The organism is Nocardioides ginsengisegetis (assembly GCF_014138045.1).
GTDB classification, from domain to species: Bacteria; Actinomycetota; Actinomycetes; order Propionibacteriales; family Nocardioidaceae; genus Nocardioides; species Nocardioides ginsengisegetis.
The window spans coordinates 2,853,531-2,868,333 of the sequence record NZ_JACGXA010000001.1 but is presented as its reverse complement, the minus strand read 5'-3'; the positions used below and the strand labels follow the sequence as shown (position 1 = coordinate 2,868,333).

The 14,803-nt window shown below is 72.6% G+C and carries 18 protein-coding genes; 10 read left to right on the top strand and 8 right to left on the bottom strand.

Annotated features, from left to right (window positions below; all coding sequences use genetic code 11):
* Positions 1 to 4 precede the first annotated feature (4 nt).
* Positions 5 to 643, bottom strand: a complete 639-nt coding sequence (locus FB382_RS13820; protein WP_373994730.1) for an O-methyltransferase — start codon at positions 641 to 643, stop codon at positions 5 to 7.
* Between the two features lie 265 nt (positions 644 to 908).
* On the opposite strand from FB382_RS13820, the gene sigE reads away from it, so the two are divergent.
* From sigE to FB382_RS13805, 3 genes are read left to right on the top strand one after another with little or no spacing between them, the layout of a single operon-like run.
* Positions 909 to 1,511 (top strand): RNA polymerase sigma factor SigE, encoded by a 603-nt coding sequence (sigE, locus tag FB382_RS13815; RefSeq protein ID WP_343055606.1) that lies wholly within the window; start codon positions 909 to 911, stop codon positions 1,509 to 1,511.
* The gene (locus FB382_RS13810; RefSeq protein WP_182539991.1) at positions 1,508 to 1,999 is read left to right on the top strand and encodes a zf-HC2 domain-containing protein; all 492 of its coding nucleotides are present in this window, start codon (positions 1,508 to 1,510) and stop codon (positions 1,997 to 1,999) included. The genes sigE and FB382_RS13810 overlap by 4 nt, the downstream gene beginning before the upstream one ends.
* A 35-nt stretch (positions 2,000 to 2,034) precedes the next feature.
* Positions 2,035 to 3,324 carry a trypsin-like peptidase domain-containing protein gene (locus FB382_RS13805; RefSeq protein WP_182539989.1) on the top strand — a complete coding sequence of 430 codons (1,290 nt, stop codon included), beginning with the start codon at positions 2,035 to 2,037 and terminating at the stop codon, positions 3,322 to 3,324.
* Between the two features lie 6 nt (positions 3,325 to 3,330).
* Here the strand turns inward: FB382_RS13805 and FB382_RS13800 are convergent, their stop codons facing one another.
* Entirely contained in the window at positions 3,331 to 3,573 is a 243-nt protein-coding gene (locus FB382_RS13800; RefSeq protein WP_125037964.1) for a helix-turn-helix domain-containing protein, read from the bottom strand.
* Positions 3,574 to 3,672: 99 nt separating this feature from the next.
* Between FB382_RS13800 and FB382_RS13795 the strand changes: the two genes are divergently transcribed.
* Together FB382_RS13795 and FB382_RS13790 are read left to right on the top strand one after the other, a co-directional pair.
* Positions 3,673 to 4,323 (top strand): hypothetical protein, encoded by a 651-nt coding sequence (locus FB382_RS13795; RefSeq protein ID WP_182539987.1) that lies wholly within the window; start codon positions 3,673 to 3,675, stop codon positions 4,321 to 4,323.
* A 3-nt stretch (positions 4,324 to 4,326) separates the two neighbouring features.
* Positions 4,327 to 5,583, top strand: coding sequence for a CpaE/TadZ family protein (locus FB382_RS13790; RefSeq protein ID WP_182539986.1), 1,257 nt, complete (start codon positions 4,327 to 4,329; stop codon positions 5,581 to 5,583).
* Here the strand turns inward: FB382_RS13790 and FB382_RS13785 are convergent.
* Positions 5,546 to 6,883: a hypothetical protein gene (locus tag FB382_RS13785; protein WP_343055605.1), complete on the bottom strand. Its 1,338-nt coding sequence runs from the start codon at positions 6,881 to 6,883 to the stop codon at positions 5,546 to 5,548. The two genes, FB382_RS13790 and FB382_RS13785, sit on opposite strands and share 38 nt — an antisense overlap.
* 13 nt (positions 6,884 to 6,896) lie before the next feature.
* Positions 6,897 to 7,253 (bottom strand): hypothetical protein, encoded by a 357-nt coding sequence (locus FB382_RS13780; RefSeq protein WP_182539984.1) that lies wholly within the window; start codon positions 7,251 to 7,253, stop codon positions 6,897 to 6,899.
* Between the two features lie 160 nt (positions 7,254 to 7,413).
* Between FB382_RS13780 and FB382_RS13775 the strand changes: the two genes are divergently transcribed.
* The 3 genes from FB382_RS13775 to pruA are packed head-to-tail and all read left to right on the top strand — an operon-like array spanning position 7,414 to position 10,961.
* Positions 7,414 to 8,871 (top strand): WS/DGAT/MGAT family O-acyltransferase, encoded by a 1,458-nt coding sequence (locus FB382_RS13775; protein WP_182539982.1) that lies wholly within the window; start codon positions 7,414 to 7,416, stop codon positions 8,869 to 8,871.
* The gene (locus FB382_RS13770; protein WP_182539980.1) at positions 8,868 to 9,281 is read left to right on the top strand and encodes a DUF6912 family protein; all 414 of its coding nucleotides are present in this window, start codon (positions 8,868 to 8,870) and stop codon (positions 9,279 to 9,281) included. Before FB382_RS13775 ends, FB382_RS13770 begins: the two co-directional genes overlap by 4 nt.
* 51 nt (positions 9,282 to 9,332) lie before the next feature.
* Complete coding sequence (gene pruA, locus FB382_RS13765; RefSeq protein ID WP_182539979.1) at positions 9,333 to 10,961, top strand: L-glutamate gamma-semialdehyde dehydrogenase; 1,629 nt, start codon at positions 9,333 to 9,335, stop codon at positions 10,959 to 10,961.
* A gap of 319 nt (positions 10,962 to 11,280) precedes the next feature.
* On the opposite strand, the gene FB382_RS13760 is transcribed toward pruA, so the two are convergent.
* Both FB382_RS13760 and FB382_RS13755 read right to left on the bottom strand, forming a co-directional pair.
* Positions 11,281 to 12,351, bottom strand: coding sequence for an alkene reductase (locus tag FB382_RS13760; RefSeq protein WP_182539977.1), 1,071 nt, complete (start codon positions 12,349 to 12,351; stop codon positions 11,281 to 11,283).
* Positions 12,352 to 12,495: 144 nt separating this feature from the next.
* Entirely contained in the window at positions 12,496 to 12,645 is a 150-nt protein-coding gene (locus tag FB382_RS13755; protein WP_182539975.1) for a hypothetical protein, read from the bottom strand.
* 134 nt (positions 12,646 to 12,779) lie between these two features.
* On the opposite strand from FB382_RS13755, the gene FB382_RS13750 reads away from it, so the two are divergent.
* Positions 12,780 to 12,974 carry a hypothetical protein gene (locus FB382_RS13750; RefSeq protein WP_182539972.1) on the top strand — a complete coding sequence of 65 codons (195 nt, stop codon included), beginning with the start codon at positions 12,780 to 12,782 and terminating at the stop codon, positions 12,972 to 12,974.
* Here FB382_RS13750 and FB382_RS13745 read toward each other — a convergent pair.
* Positions 12,959 to 13,438: a DUF2505 domain-containing protein gene (locus tag FB382_RS13745; RefSeq protein WP_182539970.1), complete on the bottom strand. Its 480-nt coding sequence runs from the start codon at positions 13,436 to 13,438 to the stop codon at positions 12,959 to 12,961. The genes FB382_RS13750 and FB382_RS13745 overlap by 16 nt on opposite strands.
* Positions 13,435 to 13,917 (bottom strand): DUF2505 domain-containing protein, encoded by a 483-nt coding sequence (locus FB382_RS13740; protein WP_182539968.1) that lies wholly within the window; start codon positions 13,915 to 13,917, stop codon positions 13,435 to 13,437. The genes FB382_RS13745 and FB382_RS13740 overlap by 4 nt, the downstream gene beginning before the upstream one ends.
* A 74-nt stretch (positions 13,918 to 13,991) precedes the next feature.
* Between FB382_RS13740 and FB382_RS13735 the strand changes: the two genes are divergently transcribed.
* The gene (locus tag FB382_RS13735; RefSeq protein WP_182539966.1) at positions 13,992 to 14,783 is read left to right on the top strand and encodes a tryptophan 2,3-dioxygenase family protein; all 792 of its coding nucleotides are present in this window, start codon (positions 13,992 to 13,994) and stop codon (positions 14,781 to 14,783) included.
* Positions 14,784 to 14,803 lie beyond the last annotated feature (20 nt).

Sequence of the window (14,803 nt, the reverse complement as noted above, 5' to 3'; positions counted from 1 at the left end):
GGCGTCAGCCCTCGGGGGACCACTCCTTCTTGGCGACGAGCAGCCCGTCACCGACCGGCAGGAGCGCGGCGACCAGCGAGGGGTGCTCGGCGATCTCGTTGCCGAGCTCGCGGATGGAGACGGTGTCCTCGTCGCGCTGGGCCGGGTCGGCCACCTTGTCGTGCCACAGCGCGTTGTCGAAGGCCACGACGCCGCCGGGGCGCAGCAGGCGCAGGGCCTCCTTGAGGTAGGCGGAGTACTCCGCCTTGTCGCCGTCGCAGAAGACCAGGTCGTAGTGGCCGTCGGTCAGGCGGGGGAGCACATCGAGCGCCGCGCCCGAGATCGTGCGCGCGCGGTTGGCCGGGATGCCGGCCTCGCTGAAGGACTGACGGGCCAGCCGCTGGTGCTCGGCCTCGATGTCGACGGTCGTGAGGACGCCGTCGGAGCGCATGCCGCGCAGCAGCCAGAGGCCGGAGACACCGGTGCCGGTGCCGATCTCGACGACGGCGCGCGCGTCCAGGACGGCGGCCAGGAACCGGAGGGCCGCGCCGCCCCCGGAGCCGATCGCGACGACGCCGACCTCCTCGGCGCGCGCACGCGCCGCGGCGAGGACCTCGTCCTCGGCGACGAACCCTTCGGCGTAGGACCAACTCGCGGGCTTGATCGGGGTGGTGATGGTGGCCTCCTGGTTCGGGCGCCGACCGCCGGAGCCGGGCGCGGCCCCACCGTATCGTGAAGCGTGTCCCGGCCCGGGGAAGAAGCGGCACAACCCGGGAACACCGGGAGGCCCCGGGTCGTTGGGGCTGATGAGTTCTCAGGTCGGCGGAGGGAACCCTCACAGGGTCCTCTCAGTCTCAGTTCCTAGCGTGAGAGAGGTCAGGACGCTGTTCGGATCACAGGCGCGGTCCTCGCGCGGCAAGGAGACACCGGTGGACGCCATCCAGGCCGACCAGTCGGGCGAGACGGGCGTCCCCACCTGGGACGAGATCGTCGAACGCCACTCCGACCGCGTCTACCGCCTGGCCTACCGCCTCACCGGCAACCGCCACGACGCCGAGGACCTGACCCAGGAGGTCTTCGTCCGCGTCTTCCGGAGCCTGTCGACCTACACGCCCGGCACCTTCGAGGGCTGGCTGCACCGGATCACCACCAACCTCTTCCTCGACCAGGCCCGCCGCAAGCAGCGGATCCGCTTCGACGCCCTCTCCGACGAGCGCGCGGACCGCCTGACCAGCACCACGCCGACCCCCGACGCGGCGTACGCCGACCAGACCTTCGACGACGACATCGAGCGCGCCCTCGCGACCCTGCCGCCGGACTTCCGCGCCGCGGTCGTCCTCTGCGACGTCGAGGGGCTCTCCTACGAGGAGATCTCCGAGATCCTCGATGCCAAGCTCGGCACCGTCCGCTCCCGCATCCACCGCGGCCGCGCGATGCTGCGCTCCGCGCTCGCGCACCGCGCTCCCACCGACGGCCGGGTCCGATACTCCGGCCCCACCGTGACCGCACGAGGCCCGGTGATGCGCCCGTGATCGGACACCTCGGCTCCCGCGTCAGCGCGCTCCTCGACGGCCAGCTCCCGCCCGACGAGGCCGAGCGTGCCTGGGCGCACGTCCACACCTGTCACGCCTGCCGCGACCAGGTCGAGCGCGAGGGCTGGGTCAAGACCCGCCTCGCCGGCCTCTCCTTCGGCAGCACCGGCGCCTCCGACCACCTCAAGGGGTCGCTCCTGGGCAGCCCCGGCATGCCCCCCGGCGACGTCTACCTCGCGCACGCCCGCCAGGGCGACCAGCGCTCCCGGATCAACACCGGGCTGGTCGCCATCGGCGGCGGCGCGGTGGGGGCCGCCGTGATGGGCGTGCTGGCCCTCGGCCTGGCCCCGGCCGACGCCCCGGCCGGTGACCGGCGGGCGCCGGTGACCAACCTGGTCCGACCGACCGACTCCTTCGGCGCGTCCACGCCCAGCCCCACCGCGGACCTCGCCGGCCACCGCGCGGCGCGGTTGCACCGCACCCGTTGACACCCTGATTTCGCCCCCGGGGTGAAGATAGGGGGGTGAACGAGGACGAACCGGGTCGCGCACCCGGTCCCCAGCCCGCGGACGGCACCGACGGCGAGCCCACCCGGCCGCTCTCCTGGATGCCGCCGACCTCCCAGCCGCCGCCGGGCCAGTGGGCGTCGTTCCCGCCGCCGGGCACGCAGGCGCTGCCCGTCGCGCCTGCCCGGCCCGCGCCGCCCCGCGGCCGGGTGCCCGGGTGGATCTGGCCGGTCGTGGCCGTCCTCGCCCTCGTGGTCGGCGTCGTCGGCGGTGCCGTCGGCGGGGTGGCCTACGAGCACTTCCGCACCGACAACGTCGGCACCGTCTCCAGCGGCCTGGCCGGCGTCGACACCGTCAACGCCCCGCCCCTGGCGGCCGACAACGGCTCGGTCGCCGCGGTCGCCCAGGAGCTGCTGCCCAGCACCGTCCAGATCTCCGCCGAGTACGACGGCGAGAAGGGCGGCGCCACCGGATCCGGCTTCGTGCTGGACCGCCAGGGGCACGTCATCACCAACAACCACGTCGTGGCCTCGGCGGCCTCCGACGACGGCCCGATCGAGATCGTCGACCAGGACGGCAACCGCTACGAGGCCACCCTGGTGGGCCGCAGCCCGGTCTACGACCTCGCCGTCCTGTACGCCGCGGGCGCCAAGGGCCTCAAGCCGGCCTCGCTGGGCTCCTCCCAGCAGCTGCGCGTCGGCGAGGGGGTCGTCGCCTTCGGCTCGCCGCTCGGCCTGAGCTCCACGGTCACGGCCGGCATCGTGTCGGCACTCCACCGGCCGGTGACGACCGGCGACTCGGCCAACGACTCGTCGTACATCAACGCGGTGCAGACCGACGCGGCCATCAACCCCGGCAACTCCGGCGGGCCGCTGGTCAACCTGCGGGGACAGGTCGTGGGCGTCAACTCCGCGATCGCCACCACCGGGAGCAGCACCAGTGGCGAGTCGGGCAACATCGGCGTCGGCTTCGCGATCCCGATCGAGCAGGTCAAGGTGACCGCCGACCAGATCCTGCGCACCGGCGAGGCCCGCTACCCCGTCATCGGGGCGAAGGTCCAGACCGGAGGCCAGGACGAGGGCAAGGGCGCCGTCATCGACGAGGTCCTCTCCGGCACGCCTGCCGACAAGAGCGGGCTGGAGAAGGGCGACCTCATCACCGCGGTCAACGGGGAGCGGGTCAGCGACGGCATCGCGCTGATCGTCTCCATCCGGTCCCACCAGCCCGGCGAGCGGCTGCGCTTCACCGTCGTCCGGGACGGCAAGGAGCGCACGATCGAGGTGAAGCTCGGCTCCGAGGTGGGCTGAGGACCCTCAGGCCTCGGGGCGCTCGCCCGCCTCGACGTAGGGGTGCTCGTCGACGAACGTCCGGGTCTCGGCGTACATCCGCTGGATGAAGTCCTCGAGCTGGGCCGCCTCGACCCGCCACTGGCCCCGGCCGCCGATCTTGATCGCCGGCAGGTCACCGCGTCGCACCAGCGCGTAGACCTGGGCGCTGGAGGTGTTGAGCACCTCGGCGACGTCGGCGAGGGTGAGGAAGCGGGGCGTGCCGGACATGCGCCCATGGTCGCATCCCGGACCCCGGCGCGGCGGCCCCCACCCCAGCCTGTGGAGGACGGGGTTTCCGATCGGCCGTCGCTGAGCATGATGTCTCCCGTGTCCAGGGATCTCGGGGAACCGCCCGCCGCCACCCGCGCGGCCACGCCCGGCTGGCGTGACCCGCGCATGTGGGTCGGCATCGTCATCGTGGCCGCCTCGGTCGTCGCCGGGTCGAGGTTGATGGCCGCCGCCGACGACAGCGTGCAGGTCTGGTCGGCCGCCTCCGACATGGGTGCGGGCGACCGCCTGCGGGCCGACGACCTCGTCGCCACGCGGGTCCGGTTCGTCGACGACGCCGACCTCGCGGGCTACTTCACCGTCGACGAGGAGCTGCCCGCCGACCTCGAGCTGACCCGGGGCGTGGGCGCCGGCGAGCTCCTGCCGCGCGCGGCCGTCGGCACGGCCGGGGAGAGCGACTCCGTGGAGCTGCCGGTCGCGGTCGACGCCGAGCAGGTGCCCGGGTCGGTCGACGCGGGCTCCGTGGTCGACGTGTGGTTGGTCCCCGCCGCGTCCCGGGCCAGGCACGCCAACGATGGACCCGCGCTGTCCGGCGTCACCGTCGTCGACGCCCCGCCCGTCGACGAGGGCTTCAGCACGACCGGCAAGCGCCAGCTGGTGCTGGCCGTCGCGCAGGAGGACGCCGCGGCGTTCTTCGCGCTGCTCGGCTCGCTGGAGGACCCCGTCGTCACCGTCGTACGACGGAGCTGACCCGTGCCCGTCGTCGTGCTCGTCGTCGCGGCCGGTGCCGCCTGGGAGTCCCCGGCCCTGCGGCTGCTGGGGGAGAGCCCCGGCATCGTGGTGCTCAAGCGCTGCGTCGACGTCGCCGACCTGCTCGCGGCCGCGACCGCGGGCCAGGCCGACGTCGCCGTGCTGGGCCTGGACGCTCCCGGCCTCGACCTGGCCGCCACCGACCACCTCCGCAAGCACGGCGTCCGGCCCGTCGCGATCGTGCCGGCCGGGGTGGACGACGCCGGCCGCCTGCGCGCCTCCCGGATCGGCATCCCCTGGCTGGTCGCCGAGGACCGGCTCGACGCGCTGCCCGAGGCCGTGACCGCGGTGCCCGAGGACCCCGACGGGACCCGGGCCCGCCCCGACGGGCCGGCCGTCCCGCTGCCCGACCCCGGCGATGCCGTGCCGTCCGAGGGCCGTGTGCTGGCCGTCTGGGGTCCCGCCGGTGCGCCGGGACGGACGACCCTCGCCACGGCGATCGCGTCCGAGCTCGGCCGGCGGCGGCTGCGCACCGTGCTGGTCGACGCCGATCCCTGGGGCGGCTCCGTCGCGCAGGCGCTCGGCATCCTCGACGAGGTCTCCGGTCTGCTCTCGGCCGCCCGGCTCGCCACGGCGGGTCAGCTGGCGGAGCGGTTCGCCTCCGTCCAGCGCGGGCTCGACGCCCACCTGAGCGTGGTCACCGGCCTGCCCCGTCCCGACCGCTGGGTCGAGGTCCGGGCCGGCGCGGTCGAGCACCTCCTCGAGGTGGCCCGCGACCACGGCCAGGTCGTCGTGGACACCGGCTTCAGCCTCGAGGACGACCCGGCCTCGGAGTTCGGCTCCCGCCCGGGCCGCAACCAGATGACGCTGGGTGCGCTGGCCGTCGCGGACGAGGTGCTGGTCGTCGGCAACGCCGACCCGGTCGGGCTCTCTCGTCTGGCCCGCGGCCTCGTCGAGCTCCGCGAGCTGACCGACGCGACACCCCACGTCGTGGTCAACCGGATGCGGGCCAGCCTCGGCTGGTCGCAGAAGGACATCGCCGGGATGGTCTCCGGCTTCACCCGCTCGGCCGCCCTGCACTTCCTCCCGGAGGACCGCGCCACCGCCGACCGCGCGCTCGTCGCGGGCCGGACCCTCGCCGAGGTCGGTGACTCCCCACTGGCCCGCGCGGTCGCGGGCGTCGTCGACGCCGTGCTCGGGGTCCCGGCCGGAGCCGGGGCCGTCAGGCCGCGAACAGCAGGTAGAGCCCTCCGACGGTGAAGGCCACCATCGCCACCAGCAGCGGCAGCTGACCGGTCAGCTGGTGCCGCTTGGGCAGCACCCGCACGGCGCGGTCGTGGGCCGCGACGACGCCCAGCACGTGGCCCAGCACGACGGCCAGCACCTTCGTGGTGGCCAGGAACGTCGGGTGGTAGGACAGCCCGTAGTTGACGGTGAGGTCGGCGGTGCCGAGGTAGTTGCTGCCGTCGCTGAACGGGTCGCTCGCCTGGATCAGCGTCTGCTGGCCGACCTCGACGAGGTAGGTCAGGTAGTGCGCCACGACGTAGCCGACCACGATCGGCACCACCGAGTGGGCGAACCGGTTGGGCAGCTCGCGGTGCCGCAGGTCGTCGCCGATCCCGGTGAGCACGCAGCCGAGCGAGAAGACGAGCCCGACCCCCACGCAGAACACCAGCAGGGCCAGGTTGTTCAACAGGTACGTCGACTGGTCGGTCGACTGAACGAAGCGGACCCACGGCGAGGAGTCCTTGAACGAGTCGAAGGCCGTGCTGCCGAAGAGCACCGCCACGACCGCGACGAGGCCCGGCCGGACGACCACGGTGTCGAGGTTGGCCAGCGGGCTGCGCAGCACCAGCTGCTGCCCGCGCCGCCCGAAGACCGACATCTTCCCGACCAGCGAGGAGTAGACCTCGAAGGGGTCCGCCCGCTCGTAGAAGGTCGAGCCGAACAGTGCACCGCCGATGAGCATGACCGCCACGTAGACGGCGCTCCACAGCCGCACCGGGCCGAGCTCGGTGCTGAAGGGGTAGACCAGCTCCATCCACACGAAGGCGAAGAGGCCGACCGCGGCGGGCCAGTGGCCGAGCCGTTCGGGGTAGGTGAAGACGCCCTCGTCGGGGTCGCTGCCCGAGAGCCGGGCGAAGGCCAGGTTGATCGTGCGAACCGGGCTGATCGCCTTCCAGACCGGGCCGAGGAGGAAGGACGCCGGGACCAGCCCGACCCACCACCAGACGTAGTACATGCCGAAGAACGGGTTGGTGAGGAGGTCCTTGCCGAGGACGGCCGCCATCGCGGCGTAGAGGAAGACCACGAAGCCCAGCACCCGCAGGCCGACGCGCCAGGCGGCGGAGTCCACGACGGCCGACAGCCACGACGGCGCCGGACGGCCGCTCGTCGCCTCGTCGTAGCGCGGGTTGCGCCAGGCGACCGCGAGGACGGTGAACGAGACGGTGAGCGCGGCGACCGCGCCGGCGATGGCCAGCTCGGGCGAGACCGGCAGGTCCTTGGCCCCGCCGATGCCGTGGGCGAAGGTCAGCTTGTCCGCGTGGGAGGCGAACACCCCGGACGGCACGTCAGCGGATCTCGAGCTGGACGATCGTCTTCTCCAGCGAGTGCGACTCGATGTCGACGATGCCGGGCTTGTCGAGGTTCTTCACGGTCAGGGTGGTGGTGCCGGCGCCGTACTCGAACTCCTGCTCCGGCGTCGAGTGCACGTGGATCTCGCCCGGCTTGTCGGCCTTGACGACCAGCTCGACCGTCTGGCCGTGGTCGATCACGATGCGGTCGCCGTTGGGCGTCACCGAGTCGCCGTTGATGGTGACCTCGATCGTCTTCGTCGGGGCGTCGCCCGACGAGGAGTCGCCCCCGCCGCAGGAGACGAGGACGGGCAGGGCGAGGAGGACCGCCACGGTGGCGAGGATCCGGCGCATCGGGTTCCTAACAGGGTCGGGACGTGCTCGACGGCACGCGGCTGCACGTGGGACTGGAGCCCGCTCGGGGCGTCACCTCTGCCAGAATCCCACGTTGAGCAAGCCGTCACGCCGGGGACCCCGGCGAGACGCCGACGCGCACCGAGGAAAGGGCTTCCAGATGACCGAGCGGCTCCGGCCGCGCGACCTGGCGTTGCTGGCGGCAGAGTCCGCCGCGACGCCGATGCACAACGCCACGGTCGAGATCTTCGACCCGGGCGACTCGGGCTTCGACCACGACCGGCTCGTGGAGCTGATCCGGGACCGCATCTCCTTCGTGCCGCGCTACCGCCAGCGGATCCAGTCGATCCCCGGACGACTGGCCAACCCGGTCTGGGTCGACGACGAGAACTTCGACCTCGGCTACCACGTACGCCGCTCCGCGCTGCCGCGCCCGGGCACCCTCGAGCAGCTGCTCGAGCTGGTCGGCCGGATCGTGTCGCGGCCCCTTGACCGGTCCCGGCCGCTGTGGGAGATGTACTTCGTCGAGGGCCTCGAGGGCGGCCAGGTCGCGCTGCTGTCGAAGTCCCACGAGGTCCTGGTCGACGGCGTCGACACCGTCGACCTCGGCCAGGTCCTGCTCGACGTCGGGGAGACCCCCAAGGAGCTCGGGGGCGACGAGTGGCGGCCCGGCCCGCGCGTCACCCAGGGCGGACTGCTCGCCGATGCCGTGCGCGACTCGCTGACCCAGCCGCGCACCGTCGCGGCCACGATCCGCAGCCGGACCGGTGCCGTGCTGCGCGGCACCGACGCCGCGGCGCAGCGGGCGAGCGGCGTGGTCAACGCCCTGACCGGCCGGCGCCCGTCGCGCCCCTACCCGGTGACCGGGCCGCTGTCGCTGCAGCGCCGCGTGGTCGCCGTCCGCACCGAGCTGGCCGACTACCGCACCGTCCGCAACGCCCACGGCGGCACGGTGAACGACGTCATCCTGGCCACCATCACCGGGGCGCTCCGCAGCTGGCTGATGACCCGCAGCGAGTCGATGCACGGCATGCGCCAGGTGCACGCCGTGGTGCCGATCTCGGTGATCGACCAGGAGCTCGAGGCAACGTCTCTCGGCAGCCAGATCGCCGCGCACTTCGTGGACCTGCCCATCGGGGAGTCCAGCCCGGTGGTCCGCCTCCACCAGGTGTCCTACTCCTTCCAGGCCCACAAGGACACCGGCCGCGCCGTCGCCGCCAACCGGCTCGCGGGCATCGCCGGCTTCGCGCCGACGACGTTCCACGCGATCGGGGCCAGGGTGGCGGCGGCCGAGCTGCGCCGCGGCTACCAGCTCAGCGTCACCAACGTGCCCGGCCCGCAGTCGCCGCTCTACGCCGCAGGCGCACGCATGGTCGCGACCTACCCCGTCCACCCGCTGCTGCCCGGGCACCCGCTGGCGATCGGGGTGACGTCGTACGACGGCGGCGTCTACTACGGACTCACCGCCGACCGGGACCTGCTGCCCGACGCGGAGCTCCTGGCGACCTGCCTGCGTGAGGCGCTGGACGAGCTGCTCGACACGGCGACCGGCGCACGCCCGCGGGTCCCGCGCGGCCGGAAGAAGAAGGCCCCCAGGAAGGCGACCCCGGCCCCATGAGCGTCCGCGTCTACGTGCCCCTGACCTCGACCTCGCTCGCGGCGCTGGTCGCCGACGGCCGTCTCGACGGGCCGCTGCGCGCGCACGCCGTCACCGACGCGCTGCGCGCCGAGTGGCCCGAGGGCGACGACGAGGGCTGGGAGTACGCCGCGCTGATGGCCGCCGGCGGCACCTCGGCCGGGCTGCGGGGGAGCGGTGACCTGCCGCGGCGTTTCGTGCTCGCCGCCGACGTGCCGTCGGTGGTGCCCGTGCCCGGCGACGACCCGACGCTGGTCGACGTCGCGGCGGACGTGCCGTGGAAGAACGTCGCCTCCGCCCACGTCGACACGAGCGACTGGGGACCGGAGGGTCCCGACGAGGACGCCGAGCTCGCGTGGTTCGCCACCCAGGAGATCCGCGACCTGCTGTAGCCCCTTTCCTCGACTCGGCGTTGCCCCCGTGAGGTCGCTATGGTCGCTGCCATGGACGCAATTTCTTTCCCCCCGGCTCCCACCAACGAGCCGAACCTGACCTACGCGCCGGGCAGCCCCGAACGGGACGCCCTCCTCGCGGAGATCGGCCGCCTCGAGGCCACCCAGCACGACCTGCACGCCTACATCGGTGGTGAGTTCCGCCCCGCCGGTGGCGAGGAGATCAAGGTCGTCCAGCCGCACGACCACCAGCACGTGCTCGGCGTGACCCGCAACAGCACCAAGGCCGACGCGCAGGCCGCCGTCGACGCCGCCCTCGACGCGGCGCCCGAGTGGCGCGCGATGCCCTTCGACGAGCGCTGCGCGATCCTGCTCAAGGCCGCCGACCTGCTGGCCGGCCCGTGGCGCCAGCGGATCAACGCCGCGACCGTGCTCGGCCAGTCCAAGACCGCCTTCCAGGCGGAGATCGACTCGGCGTGCGAGCTCATCGACTTCTGGCGCTTCAACGTCCACTACGCGAAGCAGATCCTCACCGACCAGCCGATCGCCAACAGCCCGGGCATCTGGAACCGCACCGACCACCGCCCGCTCGAGGGCTTCGTCTACGCGATCACGCCGTTCAACTTCACCGCGATCGCGGGCAACCTGCCGACCGCGCCGGCGCTGATGGGCAACACGGTCGTGTGGAAGCCGTCCCCGACCCAGCAGCTCGCCGCGTCGCTGACGATGGAGCTCCTCGTCGAGGCCGGCATGCCGCCGGGCGTCATCAACATGCTGCCCGGTGACGGCCTCGAGGTCTCGGACGTGGCGCTGACGCACCGCGACCTGTCCGGCATCCACTTCACGGGCTCGACCCCGACCTTCCAGCACCTGTGGCGCACGGTCGGGGAGAACATCACCGGCTACCGCTCCTACCCGCGGATCGTCGGCGAGACCGGCGGCAAGGACTTCATCGTCGCCCACCCCTCGGCCGACGTGCAGGTCCTCAAGACCGCGATGATCCGCGGCGCCTTCGAGTTCCAGGGCCAGAAGTGCTCGGCCGCGTCCCGCGCCTACGTCCCGCGCTCGCTGTGGACCCAGCTCAAGGACGAGCTCGTCGCCGAGGTCGAGGGCATCTCGATGGGCTCGCCCAAGGACCTGTCGAACTTCATGTCGGCCGTCATCGACGAGCGCGCCTTCGCCAAGCACCAGCGGGCCATCGCGCGCGCCCAGGCCACCGACGGCCTCGACGTCATCGCCGGCGGCCAGACCGACGACTCGGTGGGCTATTTCGTGCGCCCGACCGTCGTCGAGATCGCCGACCCGACCGACGAGATGTTCTCCACCGAGTACTTCGGCCCGATCCTGGCCGTCCACGTCTACGAGGACGGCGACTTCGAGAAGGTCGTGGCGCAGATGGAGTCCTTCGCGCCCTACGCGCTCACCGGCGCGATCATCGCCCAGGACCGCCGCGCCATCGCGTGGGCCCGCAAGGAGCTGCGCTTCGCCGCGGGCAACTTCTACATCAACGACAAGCCGACCGGTGCCGTCGTGGGGCAGCAGCCCTTCGGCGGTGGCCGCGCCTCGGGCACCAACGACAAGGCCGGCGCCGCGGTCAACCTGCTGCGCTGGACCAGCCCGCGGTCCATCAAGGAGACGTTCGTCCCGCCGACGGACTACCGCTACCCCTACATGGGCTGAGCGTTCCTGACGTACGACGAAGCCCCCGCCGGCTGTGCCGGTGGGGGCTTCGTTCTGCTCGTCGAGTCGGGGCAACTTCCTGAGGCTGACTGTGGCGCCCGCGCGCGTGGCGCCCCTGGACGGGGAACTGGGCTGCTGTGTGCGCAGCATCATCATTTCGGGGCGCCCGGTGATGATCCTGCGCACTCTCGCTGGCGGAATCGCCGGTTAACCGGTGGTTCCGACGTTCGCGGCTACGCGGCGCCCGCCAGCCGACCCCGTCTGGACGACGAAGCCCCCGCCGGCTGTGCCGGTGGGGGCTTCGTCGTGTCGTGCGAGCTCAGTCGAGGGTCGGGTAGTCCGTGTAGCCCTCGGCGCCGCCGCCGTAGAACGTGGCCGGGTTGGGCTCGTTCAGCTCGGCGCCGGTCTCCCAGCGACGCGGCAGGTCGGGGTTGGCCAGGAACAGCCGGCCCACGGCCACGGCGTCGCCGAGGTCGTCATCGAGGATCGCCTGGGCGTCCTCGCGCGTGGTGATGCTGCCGAAGCCGTCGTTGACGACGAAGACGCCGCCGAAGTCCTTGCGCAGCCGCTGCACCAGGTCCTGGCGCGGGTCGGCGAGCACGCTGAGGTAGGCCAGGCCGAGCGGCGCGATGGCCTCGACGAGGGCGCCGTACGTCGCCTCGACGTCGGCGGGGTCCTCCTCGGTGGCGCCCTGGATGTTGTGCGCGGGGGAGATCCGGATACCGACGCGGTCCGGGCCGATCGCCTCGGCGACCGCGCGGGTCACCTCGATGGCGAAGCGGGCACGGCCCTCGGGCGAGCCGCCGTACTGGTCGGTCCGCTCGTTGGAGCCGGGCGCGAGGAACTGGTGGATCAGGTAGCCGTTGGCGGCGTGCACCTCGACACCGTCGAGACCGGCCTCGACCGCGTTGCGCGCGGCCTGCACGAACTCCTCGACGACGCCGGCGATCTCGTCGGTCTCCAAGGCGCGGGGGACCGGGTGCGGCTTCGGTCCGGTGGGGGTGAACATCTCACCGGGTGCGGCGAGCGCGCTCGGGGCGATGCTGCCCAGGCCGCCGGTGTTGTCGGGGTGCGAGACGCGGCCGGCGTGCATCAGCTGGGCCACGATGCGCCCACCGCGGTCGTGCACGGCCTCGGCGACGCGGCTCCAGCCGGCGACCTGCTCGGCGGAGTGCAGGCCGGGAGTGTTGGGGTAGCCCTGGCCGACGGCGGAGGGCTGCGTGCCCTCGGTGACGATCAGGCCGGCGGTGGCGCGCTGGCCGTAGTACTCGACCGCGAGGTCGCCGGGCACGCCGCCCGCGTCGGCCCGGTTGCGGGTCAGGGGAGCCATGACGAGGCGGTTGCGCAGGCGCCAGGCGGGGGTCTGGAGGTCTTCGAACAGGTCAGCCATGCGGGTTCTCCTCGTGGGACGGGGGCAGTTCGTTGAACCTTGTAAGAACCTCCTGCGTCCCCCCGGCTGTTCCTGCTCGGGCGGTGAGGAAGCGCACAGGGCCCGGACCGAGTCGGTCCGGGCCCTGTGACGTGGGTGGTCAGGTCAGGCGGGGAGGCACTGGGTGCCGGCCTGGCCCTGTCCGTTGACGCTGATGTTGTAGGTGAAGCAGACGCTCGGGTCGGCCTGGGCCGGCGCGAGGCTGACCAGGGAGGCGGCAGCGGTGAGGACGACGAGGGCGGCGATGCGCTTCATGGTGGTGGACCTTCCGAGTCGTGACCCGGTCCGAATTGCCGGGTCCGATCGCCTGAACGAGCGACCGTGAGCGGCGTCACGCGGGCACCCGCGGCGGTCTGGACCGGGAGCCCGTCGGGCAGACTGGGGGCGCGATGAACGACCTCCTGATCACCCTCGTGACGGCCCTCCACATGGGCGCGCTGCACCCGCACGAGAAGGCGTTGACCCTCGCCCTCGCGTTCGGTCCCTTCGTGGTGCTCGGGGCTGTGGTCGCCGTACGTCGCAGGCAGGATGCGCGCGAGGCGGGCGAGCAGGAGGCCCGGGCGGAGGGTCAGCGCGACAGGTAGTCGTTCCCGACCTTGTTCTCGGCCCTGAGCGCCTTGAGCAGCAGGTCGGAGATCAGGCCCTCGATCTTGCCGCCCACGAGCGGGATGTTGACCTTGATGTCCAGGCTCACCGTCTCGGTCGTGCGCCCGCCCGACTCGCGCAGCGTGGCGGTGCCGCTCATCTCGCCGGGCTTGCCCGGGATCGTCACGTGGATCCGCGCCTCGTCGCCGGCCCAGCTCTCGCTCTGGACGATGTTGATCTCGTCGCCGACGAACTTCTTCGCGAACGACGGGATGCCCTGGGCGGCCTGGACCTGGTCGATGACGACCTCGGTGCCGGCGCCGTTGGGGTGCACGGTGACGTTCGACCGGACCACGCCCTGGTAGGCGCAGACCTCCTCGCGGAAGGCGGGGTCGACCAGCATCGCGGCCACGTCGGCCAGCGGGGCGTCGTAGGTCAGGTCGTGGGTCAGTCGCTTGGTCATCGGTTCCCCTTCAGCCACTCGATGCCGACGCCGTGCTCGGCGTCCATGCCCGCCCGCACCTTGTCGGCGAGCAGCTTCTCGAGCTTGCCGCCGATCAGGGGGACCTTGATCTTGACGTCGAGCTCCACGATCTCGACGGTGCCGCTGCCCTCGGGGCGCAGCGTGATGGTGCCGGCGATCTCCGACGGCTTGCCCGGCGCGTCGATCCGCAGCGTCCCGCCGGTGGAGTCTGCCCAGACCTCGTGCTGGATCGCCCGGGTCGACGAGCCGGCGAACTTCTGTGCGAACGACGGCAGGTCGTCGGTGTTCTGGAGCTGGTCGACGGTCATCGTGAAGCCGGCGCCGGAGCGCTCGACGGTGGCCTCGGCGGAGATGACGTCCTGGGCGGCGCAGGCGGCCTCGCGGAACGCCGGGTCGGCCAGCATCGCGAAGACCTGGTCCGGACTGGCGTCGTAGGACAGCTCGTGTCGGAACTTCATGGCGCTCATCATGGCGGAGGGGTGGGCGGCGGGGGAGCCCCGGGCACAGATCGGTGCAGCGATACGGTCCAGTCATGAGCGAGACCTTCGTGTCCTTCGGTGAGCAGGGTGCCCAGCTGACCTACGGCAGCTACCTGCGGCTGCCCCAGCTGCTCGACTCCCAGCACCTCGAGTCCGACCCGCCGGCCCACGACGAGCTGCTGTTCATCACCATCCACCAGGTCTACGAGCTCTGGTTCAAGCAGCTCCTCCACGAGGTCCAGGCCGCGCGCGACGCGATGACCGAGGGCCGCCTGTGGTGGGCCCAGCACCTGCTCGCCCGCGTGCACGTGATCGAGCGCGTCCTGGTCCAGCAGGTCGACGTCCTGGAGACGATGACCCCGCAGGACTTCCTGGAGTTCCGCCAGCGGCTCGCGCCGGCCAGCGGCTTCCAGTCGGTGCAGTTCCGCGAGCTGGAGTTCCTCAGCGGCGCCAAGGACCCGTCGTACGTCGAGCGCTTCCGGGGCCTGACCGCCGAGGAGCAGGACCGCCTCGGTGCCCGCCTCGACGAGCCGACCCTCTGGGACGCCTTCGTCGACGTGCTCCGCTCCGCCGGCCTCGACGCCGACAGCGACGAGGGCATCTCGGCGTCCCTGCGGACCGTCGCCCACGACCGCTCCCAGTACGCCGCCGTGTGGGCGCTCGGCGAGGCCCTCCTGCAGCACGACGAGCTCGCCGCGAGCTGGCGCGCGCGCCACGTGGTGATGGTCGAGCGGATGATCGGCGCCAAGTCCGGCACCGGCGGGTCCAGCGGCGCGGGCTACCTGCGCTCGCGGCTCCCGATGCAGTACTACCCCCTGCTGTGGGAGCTCCGCTCGGAGCTCTGATCCGGCTTCTGGGCGATGGC